Here is a 21,506-nt window from a genome sequence, read left to right as displayed (position 1 = left end):
GGAATGAAGTCGTTCGCCTCCCGTTATCTGCTCCTTGTCGCATTTTCTTTGCTGCTGGGCGCCTGCCAAAGCACGCCACCGGCGGCCACCGAGGCCGCCGATGCGCGGGCTGCGGCCATCGTACAACTGGAACAAAACATCGCCAGCGATGAACTGGCCACGGCCGAAGACCAATTGGCTGCCCTGCAGGCCGAATCGCCCAACGATGCGTCCCTTGAGCAATACCAGCGGCAACTGGCCGAAGCCTACCTGCGCCGCAGCCAGATCGTGCTGCAAAAAGGTGACGTGGATGCCGCCGCGACCGCCCTGAGCCGTGCCCGCGCGCTGATGCCCAAGGCCCCGGCACTGACCGGCGGAGTCAACGGCTCGATTGCCCAGGCGCGCAAGGCCGAGCTGGAAAAAGCCGAAGCCGCCCTCAAGGCTGCCGAAGCCAAGCCAAAAGCCAAGGTCATCGATCTGACGGCTGAAAGCACCACGGTCGCGCTGAATATCAACGATATGGGCAAATTGCGTCGCCAACTGGATGCCATCGCCGCCGATGTGGTGAATTTTCAGTGCGACGTGAGCATTCAGGCTCCGCGCACCAATGATTACCCTTGGCTGGCTAATTTGCTGACCAAACGGGTGAAGAAGCTCGATCCTGAGTTTGATCTGAAGCTGGAGCGGCAGATTTTGCGCAGTGTTCCGGCGCAGATGGTGCTGAGCCCGCGCAAACCCTGAAAGCATCGTCGGAACGCCGCCCGGAGCAGGCGCGCTGCCACACTGGATCTATGATCGACGTAGAACCATTGTGGGAGAGGGCTTGCTTGTGAAGCCGCCCTTCCTCGTAAGAGGATTTCAAGCCGGAACTCCTTCGGCCTTCGCCTCCTCGTTATTGCCAAATAACAGGACAAATGCGAAATAAATGCTAAGAACCTCTATACGGACAGGCTAAAATGCGCGCCCGGCTAACCGCTGACCCTTTTTCAACGCGCCCCACAAGGTTCGCTACGTGATCGAGTTTCAAAACGTCCATAAAACCTACCGCGTCGCCGGTAAGGAAATCCCCGCCCTGCATCCGACCAGTCTGACGATTGAGAACGGGCAGGTTTTCGGCTTGATCGGTCATTCCGGCGCAGGAAAAAGTACCCTGCTGCGTCTGATCAATCGCCTGGAAAACGCCAGTGGCGGCAAGATCATCGTCGACGGCGAAGAAGTCACGGCCCTGGACGCCAACGGCCTGCGCCGTTTCCGTCAACAGGTCGGGATGATCTTCCAGCACTTCAACCTGTTGGCCTCCAAGACCGTTGCCGACAACGTCGCGCTGCCGCTGACGCTGGCTGGTGAACTGTCCCGCAGTGACATCGACCGTCGCGTCGCCGAATTGCTGGCCCGGGTCGGTTTGTCCGATCACGCCAACAAGTACCCGGCGCAATTGTCCGGCGGGCAAAAGCAGCGCGTCGGCATTGCCCGCGCCCTGGCAACCAAGCCGAAAATTTTGTTGTGCGATGAAGCCACCAGCGCCCTCGACCCGCAAACCACGGCGTCAGTCCTGCAATTGCTGGCCGAGATCAATCGCGAGCTGAAGCTGACCATCGTGCTGATCACCCATGAAATGGACGTGATCCGCCGGGTCTGCGATCAGGTTGGCGTCATGGATGCAGGCGTGATCGTCGAGCAGGGTTCGGTGGCCGAGGTGTTCCTGCATCCGAAGCACCCGACCACCAAGCGCTTCGTGCAAGAAGACGAGCACATCGACGAAAGCGAACAGCGTGACGACTTTGCCCATGTCCCGGGTCGCATCGTACGCCTGACTTTCCAGGGCGAAGCGACCTACGCACCTTTGCTGGGTACAGTCGCCCGCGAAACGGGCGTGGACTACAGCATCCTTGCCGGTCGAATCGATCGCATCAAAGACATCCCTTACGGGCAACTGACCCTGGCCGTGACCGGTGGTGACATGGAAGCAGCCTTCGCCCGCTTCGCCGCAGCCGACGTCCACATGGAGGTGCTGCGCTAATGGAAGCCCTGACAAGTTTCTTCGCCAATATCGACTGGCTCGAAATCTGGCTGGCCACCGGCGACACCCTGCTGATGCTCGGCGGTTCGCTGCTGTTCACCGTACTGCTCGGCTTGCCGCTGGGTGTATTGCTGTTCCTGTGCAGCCCGCGCCAGTTGCTGGAAGCCAAAGGCGTCTATGCGATGCTGTCGCTGGTGGTGAACATTCTGCGTTCGCTGCCCTTCATCATCCTGCTGATCGTGATGATTCCGTTCACCGTACTGATCACCGGCACGTCCCTGGGTGTCGCCGGTGCGATCCCGCCGCTGGTGGTCGGCGCCACGCCGTTCTTCGCCCGCCTGGTGGAAACCGCCCTGCGTGAAGTCGATCGCGGCATCATCGAAGCGACCCAGGCCATGGGCGCGACCACGCGGCAGATCATCACCAACGCGTTGTTGCCGGAAGCCCGTCCGGGCATTTTCGCGGCGATTACGGTGACAGCAATTACACTGGTGTCCTACACGGCCATGGCCGGTGTCGTGGGCGCCGGCGGGCTGGGTGACCTGGCGATCCGCTTCGGATACCAGCGTTTCCAGACCGATGTGATGGTGGTGACAGTGGTATTGCTGCTGGTACTGGTCCAGGTACTGCAAACCGTTGGCGACAAACTGGTTGTGCATTTCTCCCGTAAATAAGACATGAGCCGGCCATTCGCTGGCAGGCGCCGAGAACCGGCGCCGCACAAGGAGTTAGCTGAATGAAAAAACTACTCGTGGCCTTCGCGGCCGTTGCCGCGTTCTCTGCTCACGCTGAAACCCTGACCGTCGCGGCCACCCCGGTACCACACGCCGAGATCCTCGAATTCGTGAAGCCGACCCTGGCCAAAGAAGGCGTGGACCTGAAGGTCAAAGTCTTCACCGACTACATCCAGCCGAACGTACAGGTCGCGGAAAAGCGCCTGGACGCCAACTTCTTCCAGCACCAGCCGTACCTGGATGAGTTCAACAAGGCCAAGGGCACCAACCTGGTGTCGGTTGCCGGCGTGCACCTGGAGCCTCTGGGCGCTTACTCCAGCAAATACAAAGCGCTGACCGAACTGCCGGGCGGTGCCAACGTGGTGATCCCGAACGACGCCACCAACGGCGGCCGTGCACTGCTGCTGCTGGCCAAGGCCGGGCTGATCAAGCTGAAGGATTCGAACAACATCCTGTCGACCGTCAAGGACATCACCGAGAACACCAAGGACCTGAAGATCCGTGAACTGGAAGCCGCGACCATCCCGCGCGTGCTGACCCAGGTCGACCTGGCGCTGATCAACACCAACTACGCGCTGGAAGCCAAGCTCGATCCGGCCAAGGATGCGCTGGTGATCGAAGGCAGCGACTCGCCATACGTGAACATCCTGGTGGCTCGTCCGGACGACAAGGACAGCGACGCGATGAAGAAACTGGTGGCTGCCCTGCACAGCCCGGAAGTGAAGGCTTTCATTCTCGAGAAGTACAAAGGCGCAGTGGTGCCGGCGTTCTGATCGAACTGCTGCAACGCAAAAGGGGACGCCAAGTGCGTCCCCTTTTTTGTGCCTTGAAATATAGACCCCTGTGGGAGCGGGCTTGCTCGCGAAGGCGGTGTGTCAGCCACTATCAATGTCGGTTGAACCACCGCTTTCGCGAGCAAGCCCGCTCCCACAGGGTTTTGTGTTGCTTAATTGCGTTTGAGCATCACCGGCAATTGCGCCACCAGCTTCGCATTGTTCAACGGCGCGCGGATGAAGCCGCGCTGGGTGCCATCCGGCCCGATCACCGCGAGATTGCCGCTGTGGTCCACGGTGTAGTTCGGCTTGCTGGTATCCGCCGGAATGAACGGGATGCTCACCGCGTTGGCGACCTTTTGCAGCTCGTCGGTCGACGCCGGGGTCAGGCCGACGAACTGCGGGTCGAAGTAGCCCAGGTACTGCTTGAGCTGTTTGGGCGTATCGCGATTGGGGTCGACGCTGACCAGCACGATCTGCAATTTATCCACAGCCTCTGGCGGCAATTCGCTCTTGATCTGTCGCAGCTGGGCGAGGGTGGTCGGGCAGACATCCGGGCAGAAGGTGTAGCCGAAGAACAACAGGCTCCACTTGCCCTTCAACTCATTGATCGCAACCGGCTGGCCGTCCTGATTGGTCATCGTCAATTCCGGCAGATTACGGCTCTGCGGCAGCAAGATGATGCCGGCGTCGATCAGCGCCGTCGGATCGCCCTGGTTTTTCCCGGACAGCACCTTGTTGACGGTCAGCCCCAGAATCAGAGCGATCAGGGCGACGAGTATGAAGACGGTTTTCTGGGTTCGAGTCATAGGTTCAACAATAAGTAGTGGTCTACGAGCAGGGCGATAAACAGCAGGAACAAGTAGTAGATAGAGTACTTGAACGTGCTGATCGCCGCGTGCGGCCGAGTGCCACGGTACAGCACCACGGCCCATTGCAGAAAGCGCGCACCCAGCCCTAGCGCGCAGACCAGGTAGAGCGTACCGCTCATGTGGATCACATAGGGCATCAGGCTGACAGCGAGCAGCGCGAAGGTATAAAGCAGGATATGAATCTTGGTGTAGTGCTCGCCATGGGTGACCGGCAGCATCGGGATGTCCGCCTTGGCATATTCCTCCTTGCGATGGATCGCCAGCGCCCAGAAGTGCGGAGGGGTCCAGGCGAAGATGATCAGCACCAGCAGCAGTGGCTCGGCGCTGACGTGACCGGTGGCAGCGGTCCAGCCGAGTAACGGCGGCGCAGCGCCCGCCAGACCGCCGATGACGATGTTCTGCGGGGTCGCACGCTTGAGGAATCCGGTGTAGATCACCGCATAGCCGAGCAGCGAGGCCAGGGTCAGCCATGCGGTCAGCGGGTTGGTAAACGCCAGCAACAAAGCTTGCCCGAGGGCCGCCAGCACCAGTGCGAACGTCAGTGCGGCGGTCGGCGAAACCCGGCCTTCGGCCAGAGGCCGTTTGTGGGTGCGCGCCATGACCGCGTCGATGCGCCGGTCCACCACATGATTGACCGCCGCCGCGCCACCGGCACACAGGGCGATGCCCAGGTTGCCGAAAATCAGCACCGTCCACGGCACGCCGGCACGGGTCGCGAGGAACATCCCCACCAGTGAAGTGATGAGCATCAGCACCACGACTTTGGGTTTGGTCAGTTCCAGGTAGTCACGCCAGATCGCCTGACTGGGACGTTCGCCGATCAGAATCGCCATGGCGTCTCTCCTTTTATTGTTATGGGTCCGGCTGAGTGTTTACGCGGGCTGAAGTGCCAGCGCGCTGGCTGCTTGACCCGGACCAGACTGGTCCGGGCGTGGTAATTGACCAGCACCATGGTCAGCAACAGCGCCGCGCCACCCGCGTTATGCGCGACGGCCACTGGCAGCGGTAGATGGAACAGCACGTTGCTGATGCCCAAGGTGATTTGTGCACCCAGCGCGATCAGCACCAGGCCTGCCAGGCGCGTCATGCCGACCGCCTTCAATTGCCAGGCCAGACCAAGCAAGACCAGGGTGACCAGCAACGCACCGATGCGATGGGTCAGGTGAATGGCCGTACGGGCGTCGCTGTCCAGTTGCCCGCCGAGATAGCTAGGGCCGATGTGTTGAGTCAGGTGAAAGCCGTTGGCGAAGTCGGCCGGTGGCAACCACTGGCCGTGACAGGTCGGAAAGTCGATGCAGGCCACGGCAGCGTAATTGGAACTGACCCAGCCGCCGAGGGCGATTTGCCCGATCACCAGCAACAGCCCCGCCGTCGCCCAGTACTGCAAACGTCGTGGCACGGTCAGCGCCGGCAGTACGCCGGACAGGCGCAAGGTCAGCAGAAACAGCAAGCTCAAGGTCGCGAAGCCGCCAAGCAAATGCCCGGTGACCACCTGCGGCCAGAGCTTGAGCGTTACCGTCCACATGCCGAAAGCGGCCTGGCCAACTACCACCGCCAACAGAAACAACGGCAACTTCACCGGTTGCCCCGGATGGCGGCGATGCACCCACGCGCGACCGGCCAGTACGGCAATCAACATGCCCAGTGTGCCGGCGAAGTAGCGGTGGATCATTTCGTTCCAGCCCTTGTGGGCCTCGACCGGAGCGTCCGGGAAATGCAATTCGGCATGGGCCAGCTGGGCCTCGCTTTTCGGCACGCTGATGAAGCCGTAGCAGCCCGGCCAGTCCGGGCAGCCGAGGCCGGCGTGGGTCAGGCGGGTGTAGGCGCCGAGCAACACCACAATCAGTGCCAGCAAGGTGGCAAACAGCGCGAGGCGAAATCCAGGCTTGGCCATGACGATGCCCTTATCCGATGTTCGACAGTTTCAGCAGGTGGCGCAGATCGTTGAGCAGGTCCTTGCCTCTCACCGACGGGTCGTAGCGCAGCACCAGATTGCCGTGAGGGTCGATGATCCACAGGTGCGGCGCGTCATTGCTCTGAGCGCCTTTGATGTAGGCCGGCAAGTCCAGTGGATAGCGTTGCAACTGCGGGTACTCGCGTTGAAGTTTAGTCTCGTAATCGCTGTTCAGCGCCTGCGCGACGGCCAATGCATGGCTGGCGCGGGACGCATCACGACCGAGGCCGATCTGGATCTGACGCGCCAGGTACACCAGTTGCTGGCAGTCCACCGCACAATCCTTGGGCGCCGTCACCAGCATCTGCCAACGATCCTCCTGGGCCGACACACCGATATCGGCACGGGTCTGGCCATTGCCGATCAGTTCGCCGTGATAACTGCGGCCATCGGGCACCCAGAAATTCAGCTTGTACATGCCGGTGGCGAGGATCATCGGACCGATCACCCCGAGCAGGATCAGCAGCAGTTGCAAGCGGCCCTTGCGCCGGTTCACCGACGGTTTCGCCTCAGACATGCTGGGTGGATTCATGGCCGCTCCCATGGTGTTTCTCCTTTGCGTTGTGCCAGCCGAGATAGAGATAAAGACCGAACAGGGCAATCGCCATGGCGAACCACTGCACGGCATAAGCGATGTGTTTTTCCGGCCCGGTGGCGACCACCGGCCAGTCGGCCTGATAGGTGGCGGGGCCGGTTTCTGCGCGTAGTTCGTAGGCAAAACCTTCGCGGTTCAGTGCAGTCCACAGCCTGGTTGGCTCAACGGCCGTAATCAGTTTCGGCCATGTCGACGTTGTGGGATCTGCGTGCAATTGGAACGTCGCACCGGGAGGGACGTAGACCCACGCGTCGAGGCTTACCGCTTCGGTGGGTGTCTTGAATTGAGGCGGTGTGCGGCGCTCCGGCCATGGCAACCAGCCGCGATTGACCAGCAGCCAAAGCCCGGTGGCCTGATCGTGGAATGGTTGCAAAAGTTCGACGCCGACCTTGCCGTTGCGTTGACTGTTGTCCAGCAGCAGGCTGTGCTCGGCATCGAACTGGCCGTGCAGGCGAATCCGGCGAAAAGCCGGGTCAGTGGTGTGCGGCAGTTCGCTGCTGGCCATCGGCTCGGCGGCCCGGCGCTCGGCGTAGGTTTGCAGCAGCGCGCTTTTCTCCGCGCCCCGGCTCAATTGCCAGAACCCCAGGGACACCAGTAGCGGCAGCAACAGCGCGACCACCAGCGTCGGCACGATACCCGGCCGAAAACGCTTCATGGCATCGCCAGAAAGTCGGTCATCGCGATAGCTATACTTAAGTGCATCGCTTCTCCCCCCGGAGTCTTAACCATGCTCAAAGCAGCCATCGTCCTGATGCTGATTGCCACGATTGTCAGCCTGTTCAGCGGCCTGTTTTTTCTGGTCAAGGACGACAGCCGTTCAAACCGCCTCGTCATTGCCTTGAGTGTTCGTGTGACCCTGGCCGCCCTTACCCTTGGCTTGATTACCTGGGGCTTTTACAGCGGCCAGTTGGTGTCCCATGCCCCTTGGTAGCTGCAGGAGCAAGCTGCTCTAAAGCACATAGACGAATACGAACAACCCGATCCACACCACATCAACGAAGTGCCAGTACCAGCTCGCCGCTTCGAAGCCGAACTGGTGCTCGCTGTCGAAGTGCCCACGCATGATCCGCATCAGCATCACGAACAGGATGATGGTGCCGATGGTCACGTGGGCGCCGTGGAACCCGGTGAGCATGAAGAAGGTCGCGCCGTAGATGCCCGAGCCCAGGGTCAGACCCAGCTCGTGGTAGGCGTGCATGTACTCTTCGGCCTGGAAGGTGAGGAATGCGCAACCCAGCAGCACGGTAAGCGCCAACCATAGTTTCAGTGCGCCGCGATGGCCCTTTTTCAAGGCATGGTGGGCGATGGTCACGGTCACGCTGGAGCTCACCAGCAATACGGTGTTGAGCAGCGGCAGGCCCCAGGGACTGATGACTTCCTTGGGCGGCGGAAACAGTTTCGAATCGGGGTTTTCCAGCAGCGGCCAGGTGAACTGGAAGTTCGGCCACAGCATGTGCGCGATGCCTTTGGCACCTTCACCACCGAGCGCCGGCCCGGAGATGTGACGCACATAAAACAGCGCGCCAAAAAAGGCGATGAAAAACATCACCTCCGAAAAAATGAACCAGCTCATGCCCCAGCGGAACGAGCGATCCATTTGCGGGCTGTACAAGCCTCCGCGACTTTCCTTGATCACCGTGCCGAACCAGCCGAACAGCATGTAGGCCACCAGCAATCCGCCGACGAAAAAGATCAGCGGCCCGTGGGATTCCGGGCGCGCCGCTTTCAGATCGTTGAACCAGGTGGCCAGGCCATACACGGTGGTGACCATGCCGAGCGTGGCGATGATCGGCCACTTGCTCTGGGCGGGAACGTAATAATGTTCATGAGTTGCCATTTATTGTTCTCCTTATCGGGCACGCTCAGCCGCCAGTGTTTACAGCTACCGGTGGATGTCGGGCGGTGATATCGAACAGCGTGTAGGACAGCGTCAGGTGCTTCACGTCCTTGGGCATGTCACGGTCAACGATGAAACGTACCGGCATCTCGATCCGTTGACCGGGCTGCAGCACTTGCTGGGTAAAGCAGAAACATTCGGTCTTGTGGAAATACGCCGCCGCGGTGCTGGGTGCGATGCTCGGCACGGCCTGGGCACTCATCGGCTTGTCGGTGGGGTTGTGGGCGATGAAGATCATCTCGTTCACCGCCCCCGGATGGGCCACCAGTTCCTCTCCCTTTGGATAAAAGTCCCAGGGCATATCGGCCGTGTTGGTCGACAGAAACTGCACACGCACCTGCCGCGAGGTGTCGACCGTCTGCTCACCCTCGTACTGCCCGGCGGTCTTGCCATTGATGCCGAAGGCCTTGCACATCACGTCGTAGATCGGCACCAGCGCAAACCCGAAGACAAACATCGCTACCACCACCAGCAATAGTCGAGTGACCAGTTTCTTCATCGAAATCGAGTCAGCCATGGCTTCGAATCCCTGTAGGAGCGAGCTCGCTCGCGAAAAACCCGAGAACGCCGTGGGGTATCAGGCTTCCAGCGTTATCGTTGACGATCATCGCGAGCGAGCTCGCTCCTACAAAGGGCCAGGTGTTCATTTCACTTCCGGCGGCGTAGTGAAGGTGTGATACGGCGCCGGCGACGGGATGCTCCACTCCAGGCCTTCGGCCCCGTCCCACGGTTTGGCCGGCGCAGGGGGGCCGCCGCGAATGGTCTTGATCACGATGAACAGGAAGAAGATCTGCGTGGCGCCGAACATGAATGCGCCGATCGACGACACCATGTTGAAGTCGGCGAATTGCAGGTTGTAGTCCGGAATTCGCCGCGGCATGCCGGCCAGTCCCACGAAGTGCATCGGGAAGAAGGCCATGTTCATACCAATGAACGACAGCCAGAAATGCAGCTTGCCGAGGGTTTCGTCGTACATGTGGCCGGTCCACTTCGGCATCCAGTAATAGGCCGAGGCGAAGATCCCGAAGATCGCCCCCGGCACCAGCACATAGTGGAAGTGCGCGACCACAAAGTAGGTGTCCTGGTACTGGAAATCCGCCGGGGCGATGGCCAGCATCAACCCGGAGAAGCCACCAATGGAGAACAGGATCACGAACGCCACGGCGAACAGCATCGGCGTCTCGAAGGTCAGCGAGCCTTGCCACATGGTGCTGGCCCAGTTGAACACCTTCACGCCCGTTGGCACCGCAATCAGCAGCGTGGCGTACATGAAGAACAGCTCGCCCACCAGCGGAATGCCGACCACGAACATGTGGTGCGCCCAGACGATGAACGACAGGAACGCGATACTCGCCGTGGCGTAGACCATCGACGTGTAGCCGAACAACGGCTTGCGCGAAAAGGCCGGAATGATCGAGCTGACGGCGCCGAACGCCGGCAGGATCATGATGTACACCTCGGGGTGACCGAAGAACCAGAACACGTGCTGGAACAACACCGGATCACCGCCACCGGCGGCACTGAAGAAGCTGGTGCCGAAGTGGATGTCCATCAGCATCATGGTCACGCACCCGGCCAGTACCGGCATCACCGCGATCAACAGGAACGCGGTGATCAGCCAGGTCCAGACAAACAGCGGCATTTTCATCAGCGTCATGCCGGGGGCGCGCAGGTTGAGGATGGTCGCGATCACGTTGATCGCCCCCATGATCGAACTGATCCCCATCAAGTGGATGGCGAAGATGAAGAAGGTCACGCTTTCCGGTGCGTAGGTCGTCGACAGCGGTGCATAGAAGGTCCAGCCGAAGTTCGGCCCGCCACCGGCGGTGAACAGGGTCGATACCAGCAACAGGAACGCGGCCGGCAACAGCCAGAAGCTGAAGTTGTTCATCCGCGGCAGGGCCATGTCCGGCGCGCCGATCATCAGCGGGATCATCCAGTTGGCGAGGCCGACGAAAGCCGGCATTACCGCACCGAAGACCATCACCAGGCCGTGCATGGTGGTCATCTGGTTGAAGAATTCCGGCTGGACGATTTGCAGCCCCGGCTGGAACAGTTCGGCGCGAATCACCATCGCGAACGAGCCGCCCAGCAAGAACATGGAGAACGCAAACCACAGGTACAACGTACCGATGTCCTTGTGGTTGGTGGTCAGCACCCAGCGCATCAGGCCCTTGGCGGGGCCGTGGGCGTGGTCGGTGGCGGTATGAACATGTTCATCGATTACAGCAGTCATGTCCTGTCTCCTGCAAACAGATGGGCTGGGCAGGCCGGGCTGCGTAGCCCCGACCGGTTCCGTACGTGCGCAATAGACCGGGTCATTTGCTTTCCGCCTGTTTCAGCTCCAGCACTTCTTTAGGCGTGACCATGTCGCCCTTGTTGTTGCCCCAGGCATTACGTTCATAGGTCACGACCGCCGCGATATCGACTTCCGAGAGTTGCTTGCCGAACGCCGCCATCGCGGTGCCGGGCTTGCCATGGAAGACCAGGCTCAGGTGAGCCTCTTTTGGCCCGGTGGCGATTTTCGAGCCCTTGAGCGCCGGGAACATCGGCGGCAGGCCCTGGCCTTCGGCCTGGTGACAGGCCACACAGGTGGTGTGGTAGATCTTGTCGCCGCGATCCTTGAGTTCGTCGAGCGTCCATTCCTTGCTGGTCAGCTCTTTGAGCTGCGCGACCTCGACCTTGCGATCGGCCAGCCATTTTTCGTAATCGGCCTTTTCCTTGACCTCGACCACGGTGGGCATGAAGCCGTGATCCTTGCCGCACAACTCGGCGCACTGGCCACGGTAGATGCCAGGCTTGTCGATGCGGGTCCAGGCTTCGTTGACGAACCCGGGGATCGCATCGCGCTTGACCGCGAAAGCCGGCACCCACCAGGAGTGGATCACGTCGGCGGAGGTCACCAGGAAACGCACCTTGGTGCCGACCGGCAGCACCAATGGCTTGTCGACTTCGAGCAAATAGTGCTCGCCCTTGGTTTCCTTGTTGTGGATTTGATCTTGGGGGGTGGTCAGGTTGCTGAAGAACTCGACGTCCTGGCCCAGGTATTTGTAGTGCCACTTCCACTGGTAGCCGGTGATCTGGATATCGATTTCCGGCTCACTGGCGTCGTACATCCTGATCAGGGTCGCGGTAGCGGGAATCGCCATGGCCACCAGGATCAGGAAAGGCACGATGGTCCAGAGGATTTCGACGGTGGTGCTTTCATGAAACTTGGCGGCCACCTGCCCGGTCGAGCGGCGGTGGAGAATCATCGACCAGAACATGGCACCAAAAACGATGATGCCGATCACCACACAGATCCAGAAAATGGTCATGTGCAGGTCGAATACTGCGTGACTGATTTCAGTCGCTCCAGGCGCCATATTCACAGTCCAGGCCGCTTGTGCCTGACTGAAAATCGACCACAACAGGAGGCCCATCCAGACATGTGGATGTCGCATCATTGCGGGTTCCCCTTATCGTTCTTGTTATCCCGCCGGCTTTCACCTGCGGCAAGGGAGCGGCTGCATCAGACTACGAACTTGAATCGCCGGGCCTTGCTGCACATGCAGTCGGGCGTCATCAGCTAACTCCATTCCACCCCGAGTATAGACAGCACCTCTGACCTCGCAATGCGAAGGCGTAAATCATCTGAAACAGCATTAACTTGCTTTGCAGGGCACGAATGGAGAAGGATGCAGACGAGTGGTGGCCAATCGATATAACGGGTCTGTCTCAAGGATGAAATAATTATGACAAATGCGTCTTAGCATTTTTCGTAAGCCAGCTAAGTTATGTCTTCCCTATTTCATTGCCTTGTTTCCTGGAGTTTTCATGAACACCGCCGCATTGCGCGAGCAGATCCAAAAAGCCCAACAACACGAAGCCGAGACCGGCCTGCTGACGCGTCAGCTGGAAAGCAAGCTGCCTCATCTACACCCGGCGATCCAGTTGCCGGAAGCGGACGCCAATGGCGTGCTGACGCGTTTTGTCGCCGCTTACATCAATGAAGTTCCTGATCTGCTGGACGCAGCCAATGAAGTCGCCAGGGAAGCGGGCATCGAGTCACAGATCAAACCGGTGCTTAATATCGCCGAGCAGTACTTCCTCCAGCCGCCAGCCATCATGGCCGGTCATGTCGGGCTCGACAGCCTGCTGGATGAAGCCTATCTGGCGCACCGGTTTGTCGAAGAGGTCAACGACCTGTACATCAAGCATTTCGGCCAGCCACTGATCCCCCTGGACATGACTGTCGCCAATCTGATTGCTCACCAATTGATCGGTGAGGAATTTGCCAACCAACTGGACGAAGTCGTACATCACGCATTCGAACAAATGTTGACCGAAGAGAGCTTTGCGCTTGAGTCGGTGGAAGCCTACCGCGAGAAGCTCAGCAGCCCGGACACCGGCGCCGCGTGGAAGCGCTGGCCGTGCATGTCCCGCCGCTTGGGCGTAGGTCTGGAACTGGATCAGCCGGCGGCTTGATCCATCGGTAAGTAAAATTCCCCTGCAGGAGCGAGCAAGCTCGCTCCTGCACAGGAACCTCAGCCAGCCGCACCAATACCGATATTGGTTCGCACCCGCCCCTCCAGCCTTCGCTTCAACCCCCGCGATTCAATCAACAGCTTCGAGCCCTTGGCCGCATTTGCCCGCCCCCAATCCTCCAGCAGCTCCAGGCACGAGTGATCGATGTAGCTCAAATTGTTGAGCGGCACATGCACCGTCGTGCCCGGCGCAATGCTGCCCAGCACCTGGGTCAGCGCCGGCACTTTGAGGAAGGTCGCCGCGCCCACCAGGCGCAACTCCATTTCCCCTTCCCGGGGCAGGTCGATCAGGCTGATTTTCAAGCGTGAGGCTTTCAGTGCCAGCTTCACCAGCGTCAGGCCGAAGCCAATCAACACGCCAGTCAGCAGGTCGGTGAAAACGATGGCGAGCGCAGTTGCCGCGTAAGTGAACATCGGTGCCCGACCATACCGGCCCAAACCGCGAAAGACCTTGAGGTCCACCAGTTTGAAGCCGGTGTACACCAGCACGCCCGCCAGGCTTGCCACCGGAATGCTTTGCAGCACACTGGACAGCAACAGCACGAACGCCAGCAGCCACAGGCCGTGGAAAATGGTCGAAAACCGCGTCGTTGCTCCGGCCTGGACATTCGCCGAGCTGCGCACGATAACGCCGGTCATTGGCAACGCGCCGAGCAGGCCACACAACATGTTGCCGACACCTTGTGCCGACAATTCCCGGTCGAAGTCCGAGCGCTGGCCGCTGTGCATGCGGTCAACCGCCGCGGCCGAGAGCAAGGTTTCGGCACTGGCAATGAAGGCCACGGCAAACGCGGCGATCAGCAAGGCCGGATCAGCCAGGTTGAGCAGATCCGCCGGCTTCAGCCAGTCGATGGCTTCCGTCAGGTTGGCCGGCACCTCAACCCGTTTGACCTGCAACGCCAACACCAGGCTGGCAAGCGTGGTCAGACCGACGCCGAGTAGCGCGCCAGGAATGAAGCGCAGGGATTGCGGACGGTATTTTTCCCACAGCCACATGACAGCAATCGTCGACAAACCGAGCAAACCGGCCTGCCAGCCAAACGTGGGCAACGCCTGAGCCAGCGCCGCCGGGAAAGCGGCCAGGTTATCCAGGCCCGAAGGCTTGGGCACGGCATCCAGCATTACATGCACCTGAGACAGGACGATCAGCACGCCAATCCCGGCCAGCATGCCGTACACCACGGCAGGCGCCGTCACCCGAAACCAGCAGCCCAGTTTCAAGCGACCGGCCACCAGTTGCAGCAAACCCGCCAGCAACAGAATCGGCCCGAGCATGGCGATGCCGTGCTGGCGGACCAGTTCAAAGACCAGAACGGCCAGGCCCGCTGCCGGGCCACTGACTTGCAGCGGCGAGCCAGCCAACCAGCCAACGACCAGACCACCAATGATGCCGGTGATCAGGCCCTTGGCAGGCGGTAGCCCCGAAGCAATCGCGATGCCCATGCACAGGGGCAGGGCGACCAGGAACACAACCACCGAAGCCAGCAGCTCCCGTGGCAGAACAGCTTTGAGTTGAGCAGCACGCATGGTAAGTCTCCCGAAGTTTTCTTCAGGCATGGCAAAGCCAGGCTGCCTAAACGGCAGCCTCGGCTGAACCACACAACGATTTAGGAGGATTTAGAAGCGCGCTTTGGGCGTCGCCACGGGAATTGGCAGGCTGCCATTGAGCGGCAGGAAACAGCCTTGATCGGCGTCGTACGCCTTGATTTCGCTGGTTTCGATGTTGTAGACCCAGCCGTGGATATACAACTGACCGTTGGCCATGCGCGAGGCCACCGACGGATGGGTGCGCAGATGCTGCAGTTGGGCGATCACATTCTCTTCGGTGAGGACGTGCATGCTTTCGCTTTCGTTAGAGCAGTTGCAGTTCTCCTGCACCATGGTTTTGGCCACTTCGGCATGACGCAGCCAGGCTTTGACCGTGGGCATCTTCCCCAGGCTGTCCGGGTTGAGCACCGCACGCATGGCGCCGCAATCGGAATGCCCGCAAATGATGATGTGATGCACCCCCAGCGCCAGTACGGCGTACTCGATAGCGGTGGATACACCACCGTTCATTTGCCCGTAAGGCGGTACGACGTTACCGACATTGCGGGTTACGAACAGGTCGCCTGGGGAGCTATTGGTGATCAGCTCGGGCACGATGCGCGAATCGGCGCAGGCAATGAACATCGCTCGTGGCCGCTGGGCCGTGGCGAGTTTCTTGAAGAGCTCTTCCTGCTGGGGAAAGACCTCATGATGAAAATGCAAAAAGCCGTCAACGATATGCTGCAACGCTGCATCGGCGGTTTCGGCCTCGGGTTGGGCTGAAGCCGACGCAGCCAACGGCTGTTTATCCTTGTCACTCATGATTCATCCTCATTGGCGGAGTCAGGGAATCTTCCCGTTTTGTCCGGTGTGAAGCCAGTGGCTGGTTAAAAAACATCCAGGCCAAACATCTTGACCCGTCAGTCACTCGATGACCAAGGTAGCGGCCAAATCTTAATTCAAACTGAATGAACCGCTCTAGAACCTGTGTTCCAGTTCACAAAAAGCGTGACCGGCGTAATCCGTGAGCGCGCTCATCAGTACTCAACCATAGGCCAATTGTCCTCAAATCAACGACATCTGGCGACCCGGCGGACAAAAGGCTTCGCAGTCCAGATTGAACCCTTCCCGGTGATTGAGCCCCAGACGCTTGATCGCCTTGGCAAAACGCTGCGCCAGCAAGTCCGCAAACGGTCCTTCACCACGCATCCGCGCACCAAAGCGGCTGTCATACAGCTCGCCACCACGGCTCTGGCGAATCAGGCTCAGGACATGCGCCGCCCGTTGCGGGTAGTGGGCCGCCAGCCATTCCTCGAACAGGGGCGCCACTTCCAAAGGCAAGCGCAGCATCATGTATGCAGCGCTCTGTGCCCCGGCGTCATGGGCCTCGGCCAGCAGGCTTTCGAGTTCACTGTCGTTGATCATCGGAATCATCGGTGAACACAACACGCCCACCGGAATGCCTGCGTCGCGCATGACCCTGATCGCCCGCAACCGGGCCTTGGGTGCGGAGGCGCGGGGCTCGAGTATGCGTTTGAGTTCGTCGTCCAGGGTGGTCAGGCTGATCATTACCGCCACCAGTCTTTGGCTGGCAAGCTCGGCCAGCAGGTCCAGGTCGCGAAGAATCAGTGAGCCCTTGGTGACGATGGTCACCGGGTGCCGATAACGCAGGAGTACTTCGAGGGTTTGCCGGGTGATCTTGTATTCACGCTCGATCGGCTGATACGGGTCGGTGTTGGAGCCGAGGTTGATCGGTGCACATTGATAACCACGCTTGGACAGCTGTTGCTCCAGCACATCCACGGCATTGGTCTTGGCAATCAGCCTGGTTTCGAAGTCCAGCCCTGGCGACATGTCCCAATAGGCGTGGCTCGGCCTTGCGTAGCAATAGATACAACCATGCTCGCAGCCGCGATAAGGATTGATCGAACGATCGAACGGCAAGTCCGGCGAGGTATTGCGGGTGATGATGGTTTTCGCCGTTTCGATGCGCACCTCCGTGCCTTGGGTGAGCGGTACTTCCTGATACCAGCCGTCGTCTTCGGCCACCGAATGGCTTGGGGCAAAGCGGTTGTGCGGGTTGGTTGCGGTGCCGCGACCACGGGGGGGCAATGGCGTATGCATGGGGAAACCCTGATAGCTGTATACACATACAGTACATCGACGCACACGGTGGGGCCAGTGCCGTTGGGCGCCTTCTCGATTTTCGCTTGTCGCAAGCCTGTATCAGGCAATCAAGAGACACATTTTAAATATGGTTCAAGTACTGGAAGTGTCGTTATTATTTTTTCGCAGCAATCAATTAACGGACATTAATTAAAGGACTTTAAATATGTCGTATTTCAACCGTCGTGGTATTTTCCTGCAAAAACTTGGTCCAACCATAGTCGATCCAGATGAAGTACTTGTCTCCATGCAGTTCGCCCTGAAAGAGTCGGTCCAGGATGAAAACGGTGTTACGACAGATAAACTGGTTGACTCCAGCATTTTCATTGCATCGTCTTACGATGGTGGTCAGTCATTCAGTATTCGTGACGCCAAAGACGTGGATGGCGATGGCGACGTTGACGACAATGACAGGGAAAAGATGATTGCACTGGCCAAGGCCTATGCAACTATCATCAAAGTTTAAAAGTCAGACTTTATATGCTGTGCATGTTGCTTATGCGCAGCAGACTGAGTGCAAAAAAATGGACGCAACTCCAGTTCCTGAGTATTTCCACGATTGTCCCTGTAGATGATCCTGGACTTTTGGCGAACATGAAACTTAGCTTGATGAAAGTTCAAGTCTTACAGTCTGGAGGATTAACTCCATACCGGTCCCCAGCACGAACAATCCGGCCTGGAAAACATGCTCAGCCAGGCAACATCATTTCACGTTTCATTGACACCCCCCTCACAGGGCTTTGACCGTTCAGGATTGAAGCTATACGCCAACATCTGCCTTTTCCTGGACGGTCAACCAAGCATGTCCCTACCGCGCATTTTCCCTGCCATGTGCCTCTCGCTGGTCGCACTTCTCAACCTGACACCCGTCTTCGCCGACGATGCGGCCTCGTCACGTCCGGCAGATTGGGCTCAACCGGTGGAGACGCAGTACAACCTTTTTCAAATGTCTCCCACTCTCTATCGCAGTGCATTACCCGACAAGGGCGCGCTACCACTTCTGGAAAAGCTCAAGGTCGGCACGGTGATCAACTTCCTGCCTGAAGAGGATTCCAGCTGGTTATCCACGCCAGGCATCACGCAAGTACAACTGCCTTATCGCACCAACCATGTGGATGACGCCGACGTGCTTAAAGCGTTGCGCGCCATCCAGTCTGCCGAAGCCAAAGGCCCGGTGCTGATGCATTGCAAACACGGCTCAGACCGTACCGGACTGATGGCGGCCATGTACCGGGTTGTCATCCAGGGCTGGACCAAGGAAGAGGCTCTGAACGAAATGACCAGGGGCGGCTTTGGCGATAGCTCCCACTTCAAGGACGGTATCCGCTACATGATGCAGGCCGATGTCGACAAACTGCGCACGGCGCTGGCCAACGGCGATTGCAGCACCAGCCCGTTCGCCGCTTGCTCGATGAAGAGCTGGTTCAAGTCCGCTCATATCGAATAAAAAAAGCCCCCGTTGCATCACGCCACGGGGGCTTTTTCACTCAGTGCTGTTCGTCGGGCTTTTTCTTCAGCTTCGGATTGGGGAAGAACTGAACCGCCTGCACCGTGGTGTCCGGGGCTTTTGGCGCGGTGGTATTGACCCGCGTCCCCAGCTCTTTCGGCACCGACAGCCCCTGTTCATTGAGTGTGTCGGAGTAACCGCAGGCCACGCACTCACGGTGCGGGACCTGGTCTTCACTCCACATCATCAACTTGTCCGGTTCGCTGCATGCCGGGCAGACCGCCCCGGCGATAAAGCGTTTTTTCGTAATCACAGGCCCCTCGCTCATGCTGCTGCGTCCTCACTCAGGCCGCTGTGGCGCAAGAGTGCGTCAATCGATGGCTCACGGCCACGGAAGTCGACGAACAGCACCATTGGCTCCTGGGAACCACCGCGTGCCAGGATCGCTTCACGGAAGGCGCGACCGGTATCGGCGTTGAGCACGCCTTCTTCTTCAAACTTCGAGAAGGCATCGGCCGACAGCACTTCTGCCCATTTGTAGCTGTAGTAACCCGCGGCATAACCGCCGGCGAAGATGTGCGCAAAGCTGTTGGGGAAGCGGTTGTAGGCCGGCGGACGCATCACCGAGACCTCGTCGCGTACGCCTTCGAGTACTTGCAGCACGCCGCGGCCATCGCCGTGAGTGGCGTGCAGTTCGAAGTCGAACAGCGAGAACTCCAGTTGGCGGACCATCATCAGGCCGGACTGGAAGTTTTTCGCCGCGAGCATCTTCCCGAGCAGGTCCTGAGGCAGCGGTTCGCCGGTTTCGTAATGACCGGAAATCAGCGCCAGGCCTTCCGGTTCCCAGCACCAGTTTTCCATGAACTGACTGGGCAGCTCGACGGCATCCCAGGCCACGCCGTTGATACCGGACACGCCAGCATGCTCGACGCGGGTCAGCAGGTGATGCAGGCCGTGACCGAATTCATGGAACAGGGTAGTGACTTCGTCATGGGTCAGCAGCGCCGGTTTACCGCTGTCGGCCGGGGTGAAGTTGCACACCAGGTTCGCCACCGGGCTTTGCAATACGCCGCCAGCCGTGCGGCGACGGTCGCGGGCGCCATCCATCCAGGCCCCGCCACGCTTGTTGGCCCGAGCGTAGAGGTCGAAGAAGAAGCGGCCGACGTGCTGGCCGTTTTCCTTGATTTCAAACAGGCGGACATCCGGGTGCCAGGTGTCGAAGCCTTTGAGTTCGGCAATCTCGATGCCGTACAGGCGCTGCACGATGGCGAACAGGCCGCCGAGCACCTTGTCGATCGGGAAGTAGGCGCGCAGGGCTTCCTGGGCCACGCTGTAACGTTGCTCACGGAGTTTTTCGCCGTAGAAACCGCTGTCCCAGCTTTGCAGGTCCGGGCAACCTTGCTCGGCAGCGTAGGCCTTGAGCTGTTCCAGATCCTGGGCGGCGAACGGTTTGCTGCGCTTGGCCAGGTCACGCAGGAAGCTCAGCACCTGATCGCTGGATTCGGCCATTTTGGTCGCCAGGCTCAGTTCGGAGAAACTGCTGAAACCCAGCAGTTTGGCCAGCTCCTGACGCAGGTCGAGGATTTCTTCCATGACCGGGCCATTGTCGTTCTGACCGGCATTCGGCCCCTGGTCCGACGCGCGGGTGCAGTAAGCCGCGTAGACTTCCTCACGCAGTGCGCGGTCCTGGGCGTAGGTCATCACCGCGTAATAGCTCGGGAATTCCAGGGTGATCAGCCAGCCGTCCAGGCCCTTGGCCTCGGCGGCGGCAGCCATTTGCGCCTTGGCCGAATCGGTCAGGCCGGCGAGGGCGGCTTCATCGCTGATGTGCTTGGTCCACGCCTGAGTGGCATCGAGCAACTGGTTGGAGAAACGGCTGCCCAGTTCGGACAGCTTGCTCTGCACTTCGGCGTAACGCTTCTGTTCGGCTTCCGGCAGGTCGATACCCGACAGACGGAAGTCACGCAGGGAGTGTTCCAGGATAGTTTTCTGCGCCACGTCGAAACCGCCGGCCTCCGGGCTACTGGCCAGGGCTTCGAAAGCCTGGAACAGTTCGCGGTTCTGGCCCAACTCGGTGGAGTAGGCGCTCAAGGCCGGCAGGCACGACTCGTAGGCTTCACGCAGCTCGGCGCTGTTGCACACGGCATTGAGGTGGCTGACCGGGCTCCAGGCGGCGCCCAGGCGGTCGTTGAGCTCGTCCATCGCCAGCACCAGGCCGGCCCACGTTGGCTGCTTGACCTGGGTCTTGAGGATCTCGACGATGGCAGCGCGGTTGTCAGCCAGGATCTGTTCAATGGCCGGTTGTACGTGTTCAGCGCGGATGGCGGAGAACGGTGGCAGGTCGTAGGACTGCAAAAGAGGGTTGTTCACGCTCACGGTTGATACCTTGGCTGGAGAAACATGTAGCCATCTTAATTACAATCGACACTCACCGCAGCTATCAGCAACAGAGAGAAAACCAATCGTGAACCTTCGCAAGTATCAGGACCACACGCCGCGGCTCGGCAAAGGCGCATTTGTCGACAGCTCGGCGGTGGTGATCGGCGATGTTGAAATCGGCGACGACAGCTCGGTCTGGCCGCTGACGGTGATCCGTGGCGACATGCACCGCATCCGCATCGGCGCGCGCACCAGCGTGCAGGATGGCTGTGTGCTGCACATCACCCACGCTGGCCCGTTCAACCCCGATGGCTTCCCGTTGCTGATCGGCGACGACGTGACCATCGCCCACAAGGTCATGCTGCATGGCTGTTCGGTGGGCAGCCGGGTGTTGATCGGCATGGGCAGCATCGTCATGGACGGTGCGGTGGTCGACGACGAGGTGATCATCGGTGCCGGCAGCCTGGTGCCGCCGGGCAAGCATCTGCAAAGCGGCTTCCTGTATGTGGGCAGCCCGGTGAAGCAGATCCGTCCGCTGACTGACAAGGAACGCGCCTTTTTCACCTACAGCGCGGCGAACTACGTGAAGCTCAAGGACCTGCATCTGGCCGAAGGCTACGACCAGCTTTGACCCGGC

Annotated in this window: 23 protein-coding genes; 9 read left to right on the top strand and 14 right to left on the bottom strand. The window is 59.8% G+C overall.

All coding sequences use genetic code 11. The features are described from left to right. The first annotated feature begins 3 nt into the window (after positions 1-3). The 4 genes from ACLD1X_RS11940 (at position 4) to ACLD1X_RS11925 (ending at position 3,506) form a co-directional block, all read left to right on the top strand. On the top strand, positions 4-720 hold the full coding sequence (locus tag ACLD1X_RS11940; protein WP_429367829.1) for a PA5502 family lipoprotein: 717 nt from the start codon (positions 4-6) through the stop codon (positions 718-720). Positions 721-991: 271 nt separating this feature from the next. Next, the gene (locus ACLD1X_RS11935; protein WP_429367827.1) at positions 992-1,999 is read left to right on the top strand and encodes a methionine ABC transporter ATP-binding protein; all 1,008 of its coding nucleotides are present in this window, start codon (positions 992-994) and stop codon (positions 1,997-1,999) included. Further along, positions 1,999-2,673 (top strand): methionine ABC transporter permease, encoded by a 675-nt coding sequence (locus ACLD1X_RS11930; RefSeq protein WP_008018443.1) that lies wholly within the window; start codon positions 1,999-2,001, stop codon positions 2,671-2,673. Before ACLD1X_RS11935 ends, ACLD1X_RS11930 begins: the two co-directional genes overlap by 1 nt. Before the next feature lie 62 nt (positions 2,674-2,735). Next, positions 2,736-3,506: a MetQ/NlpA family ABC transporter substrate-binding protein gene (locus ACLD1X_RS11925; protein ID WP_429367824.1), complete on the top strand. Its 771-nt coding sequence runs from the start codon at positions 2,736-2,738 to the stop codon at positions 3,504-3,506. Positions 3,507-3,679: 173 nt separating this feature from the next. Here ACLD1X_RS11925 and ACLD1X_RS11920 read toward each other — a convergent pair whose 3' ends face one another. From ACLD1X_RS11920 to ACLD1X_RS11900, 5 genes are read right to left on the bottom strand one after another with little or no spacing between them, the layout of a single operon-like run. Then, a complete protein-coding gene (locus ACLD1X_RS11920) occupies positions 3,680-4,315 on the bottom strand; it encodes an SCO family protein (RefSeq protein ID WP_429367822.1) in 636 nt (211 codons plus the stop codon). Then, positions 4,312-5,211: a heme o synthase gene (gene cyoE / locus ACLD1X_RS11915; protein ID WP_429367820.1), complete on the bottom strand. Its 900-nt coding sequence runs from the start codon at positions 5,209-5,211 to the stop codon at positions 4,312-4,314. The genes ACLD1X_RS11920 and cyoE overlap by 4 nt, the downstream gene beginning before the upstream one ends. Beyond that, positions 5,199-6,272: a COX15/CtaA family protein gene (locus tag ACLD1X_RS11910; RefSeq protein WP_429367818.1), complete on the bottom strand. Its 1,074-nt coding sequence runs from the start codon at positions 6,270-6,272 to the stop codon at positions 5,199-5,201. The genes cyoE and ACLD1X_RS11910 overlap by 13 nt, the downstream gene beginning before the upstream one ends. Before the next feature lie 10 nt (positions 6,273-6,282). Then, on the bottom strand, positions 6,283-6,876 hold the full coding sequence (locus ACLD1X_RS11905; RefSeq protein ID WP_429367816.1) for a hypothetical protein: 594 nt from the start codon (positions 6,874-6,876) through the stop codon (positions 6,283-6,285). Continuing rightward, positions 6,842-7,582, bottom strand: a complete 741-nt coding sequence (locus ACLD1X_RS11900) for an SURF1 family protein (RefSeq protein WP_429367814.1) — start codon at positions 7,580-7,582, stop codon at positions 6,842-6,844. The genes ACLD1X_RS11905 and ACLD1X_RS11900 overlap by 35 nt, the downstream gene beginning before the upstream one ends. 72 nt (positions 7,583-7,654) lie before the next feature. On the opposite strand from ACLD1X_RS11900, the gene ACLD1X_RS11895 reads away from it, so the two are divergent. Beyond that, entirely contained in the window at positions 7,655-7,858 is a 204-nt protein-coding gene (locus ACLD1X_RS11895) for a twin transmembrane helix small protein (protein ID WP_429367812.1), read from the top strand. Between the two features lie 18 nt (positions 7,859-7,876). On the opposite strand, the gene ACLD1X_RS11890 is transcribed toward ACLD1X_RS11895, so the two are convergent. The 4 genes from ACLD1X_RS11890 to coxB all read right to left on the bottom strand — a co-directional run bounded on the left by ACLD1X_RS11890 (position 7,877) and on the right by coxB (position 12,270). Further along, on the bottom strand, positions 7,877-8,764 hold the full coding sequence (locus ACLD1X_RS11890) for a cytochrome c oxidase subunit 3 (protein ID WP_429367810.1): 888 nt from the start codon (positions 8,762-8,764) through the stop codon (positions 7,877-7,879). A gap of 25 nt (positions 8,765-8,789) precedes the next feature. Next, complete coding sequence (locus ACLD1X_RS11885; protein WP_429367808.1) at positions 8,790-9,341, bottom strand: cytochrome c oxidase assembly protein; 552 nt, start codon at positions 9,339-9,341, stop codon at positions 8,790-8,792. Positions 9,342-9,467: 126 nt separating this feature from the next. After that, positions 9,468-11,060: a cytochrome c oxidase subunit I gene (ctaD, locus tag ACLD1X_RS11880; protein WP_110660183.1), complete on the bottom strand. Its 1,593-nt coding sequence runs from the start codon at positions 11,058-11,060 to the stop codon at positions 9,468-9,470. Positions 11,061-11,142: 82 nt separating this feature from the next. Further along, positions 11,143-12,270: a cytochrome c oxidase subunit II gene (coxB, locus tag ACLD1X_RS11875; RefSeq protein WP_429367806.1), complete on the bottom strand. Its 1,128-nt coding sequence runs from the start codon at positions 12,268-12,270 to the stop codon at positions 11,143-11,145. Between the two features lie 370 nt (positions 12,271-12,640). Here coxB and ACLD1X_RS11870 point away from each other — a divergent pair, with 370 nt between their 5' ends. Continuing rightward, on the top strand, positions 12,641-13,291 hold the full coding sequence (locus tag ACLD1X_RS11870) for a hypothetical protein (protein WP_429367805.1): 651 nt from the start codon (positions 12,641-12,643) through the stop codon (positions 13,289-13,291). Positions 13,292-13,350: 59 nt separating this feature from the next. Here the strand turns inward: ACLD1X_RS11870 and ACLD1X_RS11865 are convergent, their stop codons facing one another. The 3 genes from ACLD1X_RS11865 to ACLD1X_RS11855 all read right to left on the bottom strand — a co-directional run bounded on the left by ACLD1X_RS11865 (position 13,351) and on the right by ACLD1X_RS11855 (position 17,001). Then, a complete protein-coding gene (locus ACLD1X_RS11865) occupies positions 13,351-14,877 on the bottom strand; it encodes a SulP family inorganic anion transporter (RefSeq protein ID WP_429367804.1) in 1,527 nt (508 codons plus the stop codon). A gap of 90 nt (positions 14,878-14,967) precedes the next feature. Then, entirely contained in the window at positions 14,968-15,699 is a 732-nt protein-coding gene (locus ACLD1X_RS11860) for a carbonic anhydrase (RefSeq protein ID WP_429367803.1), read from the bottom strand. A gap of 243 nt (positions 15,700-15,942) precedes the next feature. Continuing rightward, positions 15,943-17,001: a PA0069 family radical SAM protein gene (locus tag ACLD1X_RS11855; protein WP_429367802.1), complete on the bottom strand. Its 1,059-nt coding sequence runs from the start codon at positions 16,999-17,001 to the stop codon at positions 15,943-15,945. Positions 17,002-17,209: 208 nt separating this feature from the next. Here ACLD1X_RS11855 and ACLD1X_RS11850 point away from each other — a divergent pair, with 208 nt between their 5' ends. Together ACLD1X_RS11850 and ACLD1X_RS11845 are read left to right on the top strand one after the other, a co-directional pair. After that, positions 17,210-17,509 (top strand): hypothetical protein, encoded by a 300-nt coding sequence (locus tag ACLD1X_RS11850; protein ID WP_429367800.1) that lies wholly within the window; start codon positions 17,210-17,212, stop codon positions 17,507-17,509. 336 nt (positions 17,510-17,845) lie between these two features. After that, positions 17,846-18,490 carry a dual specificity protein phosphatase family protein gene (locus ACLD1X_RS11845; protein ID WP_429367798.1) on the top strand — a complete coding sequence of 215 codons (645 nt, stop codon included), beginning with the start codon at positions 17,846-17,848 and terminating at the stop codon, positions 18,488-18,490. A 40-nt stretch (positions 18,491-18,530) separates the two neighbouring features. Here ACLD1X_RS11845 and ACLD1X_RS11840 read toward each other — a convergent pair whose 3' ends face one another. Together ACLD1X_RS11840 and prlC are read right to left on the bottom strand one after the other, a co-directional pair. Beyond that, positions 18,531-18,818, bottom strand: coding sequence for a YheV family putative zinc ribbon protein (locus tag ACLD1X_RS11840; RefSeq protein WP_429367796.1), 288 nt, complete (start codon positions 18,816-18,818; stop codon positions 18,531-18,533). Then, positions 18,815-20,866 (bottom strand): oligopeptidase A, encoded by a 2,052-nt coding sequence (prlC, locus tag ACLD1X_RS11835; RefSeq protein ID WP_429367794.1) that lies wholly within the window; start codon positions 20,864-20,866, stop codon positions 18,815-18,817. The genes ACLD1X_RS11840 and prlC overlap by 4 nt, the downstream gene beginning before the upstream one ends. Positions 20,867-20,954: 88 nt before the next feature. Here prlC and ACLD1X_RS11830 point away from each other — a divergent pair, with 88 nt between their 5' ends. Continuing rightward, on the top strand, positions 20,955-21,500 hold the full coding sequence (locus tag ACLD1X_RS11830) for a gamma carbonic anhydrase family protein (protein ID WP_429367792.1): 546 nt from the start codon (positions 20,955-20,957) through the stop codon (positions 21,498-21,500). Positions 21,501-21,506 lie beyond the last annotated feature (6 nt).

It is taken from the genome of Pseudomonas sp. 18173, from assembly GCF_050432945.1.
Lineage (GTDB): Bacteria > Pseudomonadota > Gammaproteobacteria > Pseudomonadales > Pseudomonadaceae > Aquipseudomonas.
The sequence above is the reverse complement of the archived record's forward strand: the minus strand, read 5'-3'. Positions and strand labels throughout refer to the sequence as shown.

Coding starts and splice junctions, on each gene's coding strand:
- ACLD1X_RS11940 (WP_429367829.1), top strand. CDS start 4: ATGAAGTCGTTCGCCTCCCGTTATCTGCTCCTTGTCGCATTTTCTTTG.
- ACLD1X_RS11930 (WP_008018443.1), top strand. CDS start 1,999: ATGGAAGCCCTGACAAGTTTCTTCGCCAATATCGACTGGCTCGAAATC.
- ACLD1X_RS11925 (WP_429367824.1), top strand. CDS start 2,736: ATGAAAAAACTACTCGTGGCCTTCGCGGCCGTTGCCGCGTTCTCTGCT.
- ACLD1X_RS11920 (WP_429367822.1), bottom strand. CDS start 4,315: ATGACTCGAACCCAGAAAACCGTCTTCATACTCGTCGCCCTGATCGCT.
- cyoE (WP_429367820.1), bottom strand. CDS start 5,211: ATGGCGATTCTGATCGGCGAACGTCCCAGTCAGGCGATCTGGCGTGAC.
- ACLD1X_RS11910 (WP_429367818.1), bottom strand. CDS start 6,272: ATGGCCAAGCCTGGATTTCGCCTCGCGCTGTTTGCCACCTTGCTGGCA.
- ACLD1X_RS11905 (WP_429367816.1), bottom strand. CDS start 6,876: ATGGGAGCGGCCATGAATCCACCCAGCATGTCTGAGGCGAAACCGTCG.
- ACLD1X_RS11900 (WP_429367814.1), bottom strand. CDS start 7,582: ATGAAGCGTTTTCGGCCGGGTATCGTGCCGACGCTGGTGGTCGCGCTG.
- ACLD1X_RS11895 (WP_429367812.1), top strand. CDS start 7,655: ATGCTCAAAGCAGCCATCGTCCTGATGCTGATTGCCACGATTGTCAGC.
- ACLD1X_RS11890 (WP_429367810.1), bottom strand. CDS start 8,764: ATGGCAACTCATGAACATTATTACGTTCCCGCCCAGAGCAAGTGGCCG.
- ACLD1X_RS11885 (WP_429367808.1), bottom strand. CDS start 9,341: ATGGCTGACTCGATTTCGATGAAGAAACTGGTCACTCGACTATTGCTG.
- ctaD (WP_110660183.1), bottom strand. CDS start 11,060: ATGACTGCTGTAATCGATGAACATGTTCATACCGCCACCGACCACGCC.
- coxB (WP_429367806.1), bottom strand. CDS start 12,270: ATGATGCGACATCCACATGTCTGGATGGGCCTCCTGTTGTGGTCGATT.
- ACLD1X_RS11870 (WP_429367805.1), top strand. CDS start 12,641: ATGAACACCGCCGCATTGCGCGAGCAGATCCAAAAAGCCCAACAACAC.
- ACLD1X_RS11865 (WP_429367804.1), bottom strand. CDS start 14,877: ATGCGTGCTGCTCAACTCAAAGCTGTTCTGCCACGGGAGCTGCTGGCT.
- ACLD1X_RS11860 (WP_429367803.1), bottom strand. CDS start 15,699: ATGAGTGACAAGGATAAACAGCCGTTGGCTGCGTCGGCTTCAGCCCAA.
- ACLD1X_RS11855 (WP_429367802.1), bottom strand. CDS start 17,001: ATGCATACGCCATTGCCCCCCCGTGGTCGCGGCACCGCAACCAACCCG.
- ACLD1X_RS11850 (WP_429367800.1), top strand. CDS start 17,210: ATGTCGTATTTCAACCGTCGTGGTATTTTCCTGCAAAAACTTGGTCCA.
- ACLD1X_RS11845 (WP_429367798.1), top strand. CDS start 17,846: ATGTCCCTACCGCGCATTTTCCCTGCCATGTGCCTCTCGCTGGTCGCA.
- ACLD1X_RS11840 (WP_429367796.1), bottom strand. CDS start 18,818: ATGAGCGAGGGGCCTGTGATTACGAAAAAACGCTTTATCGCCGGGGCG.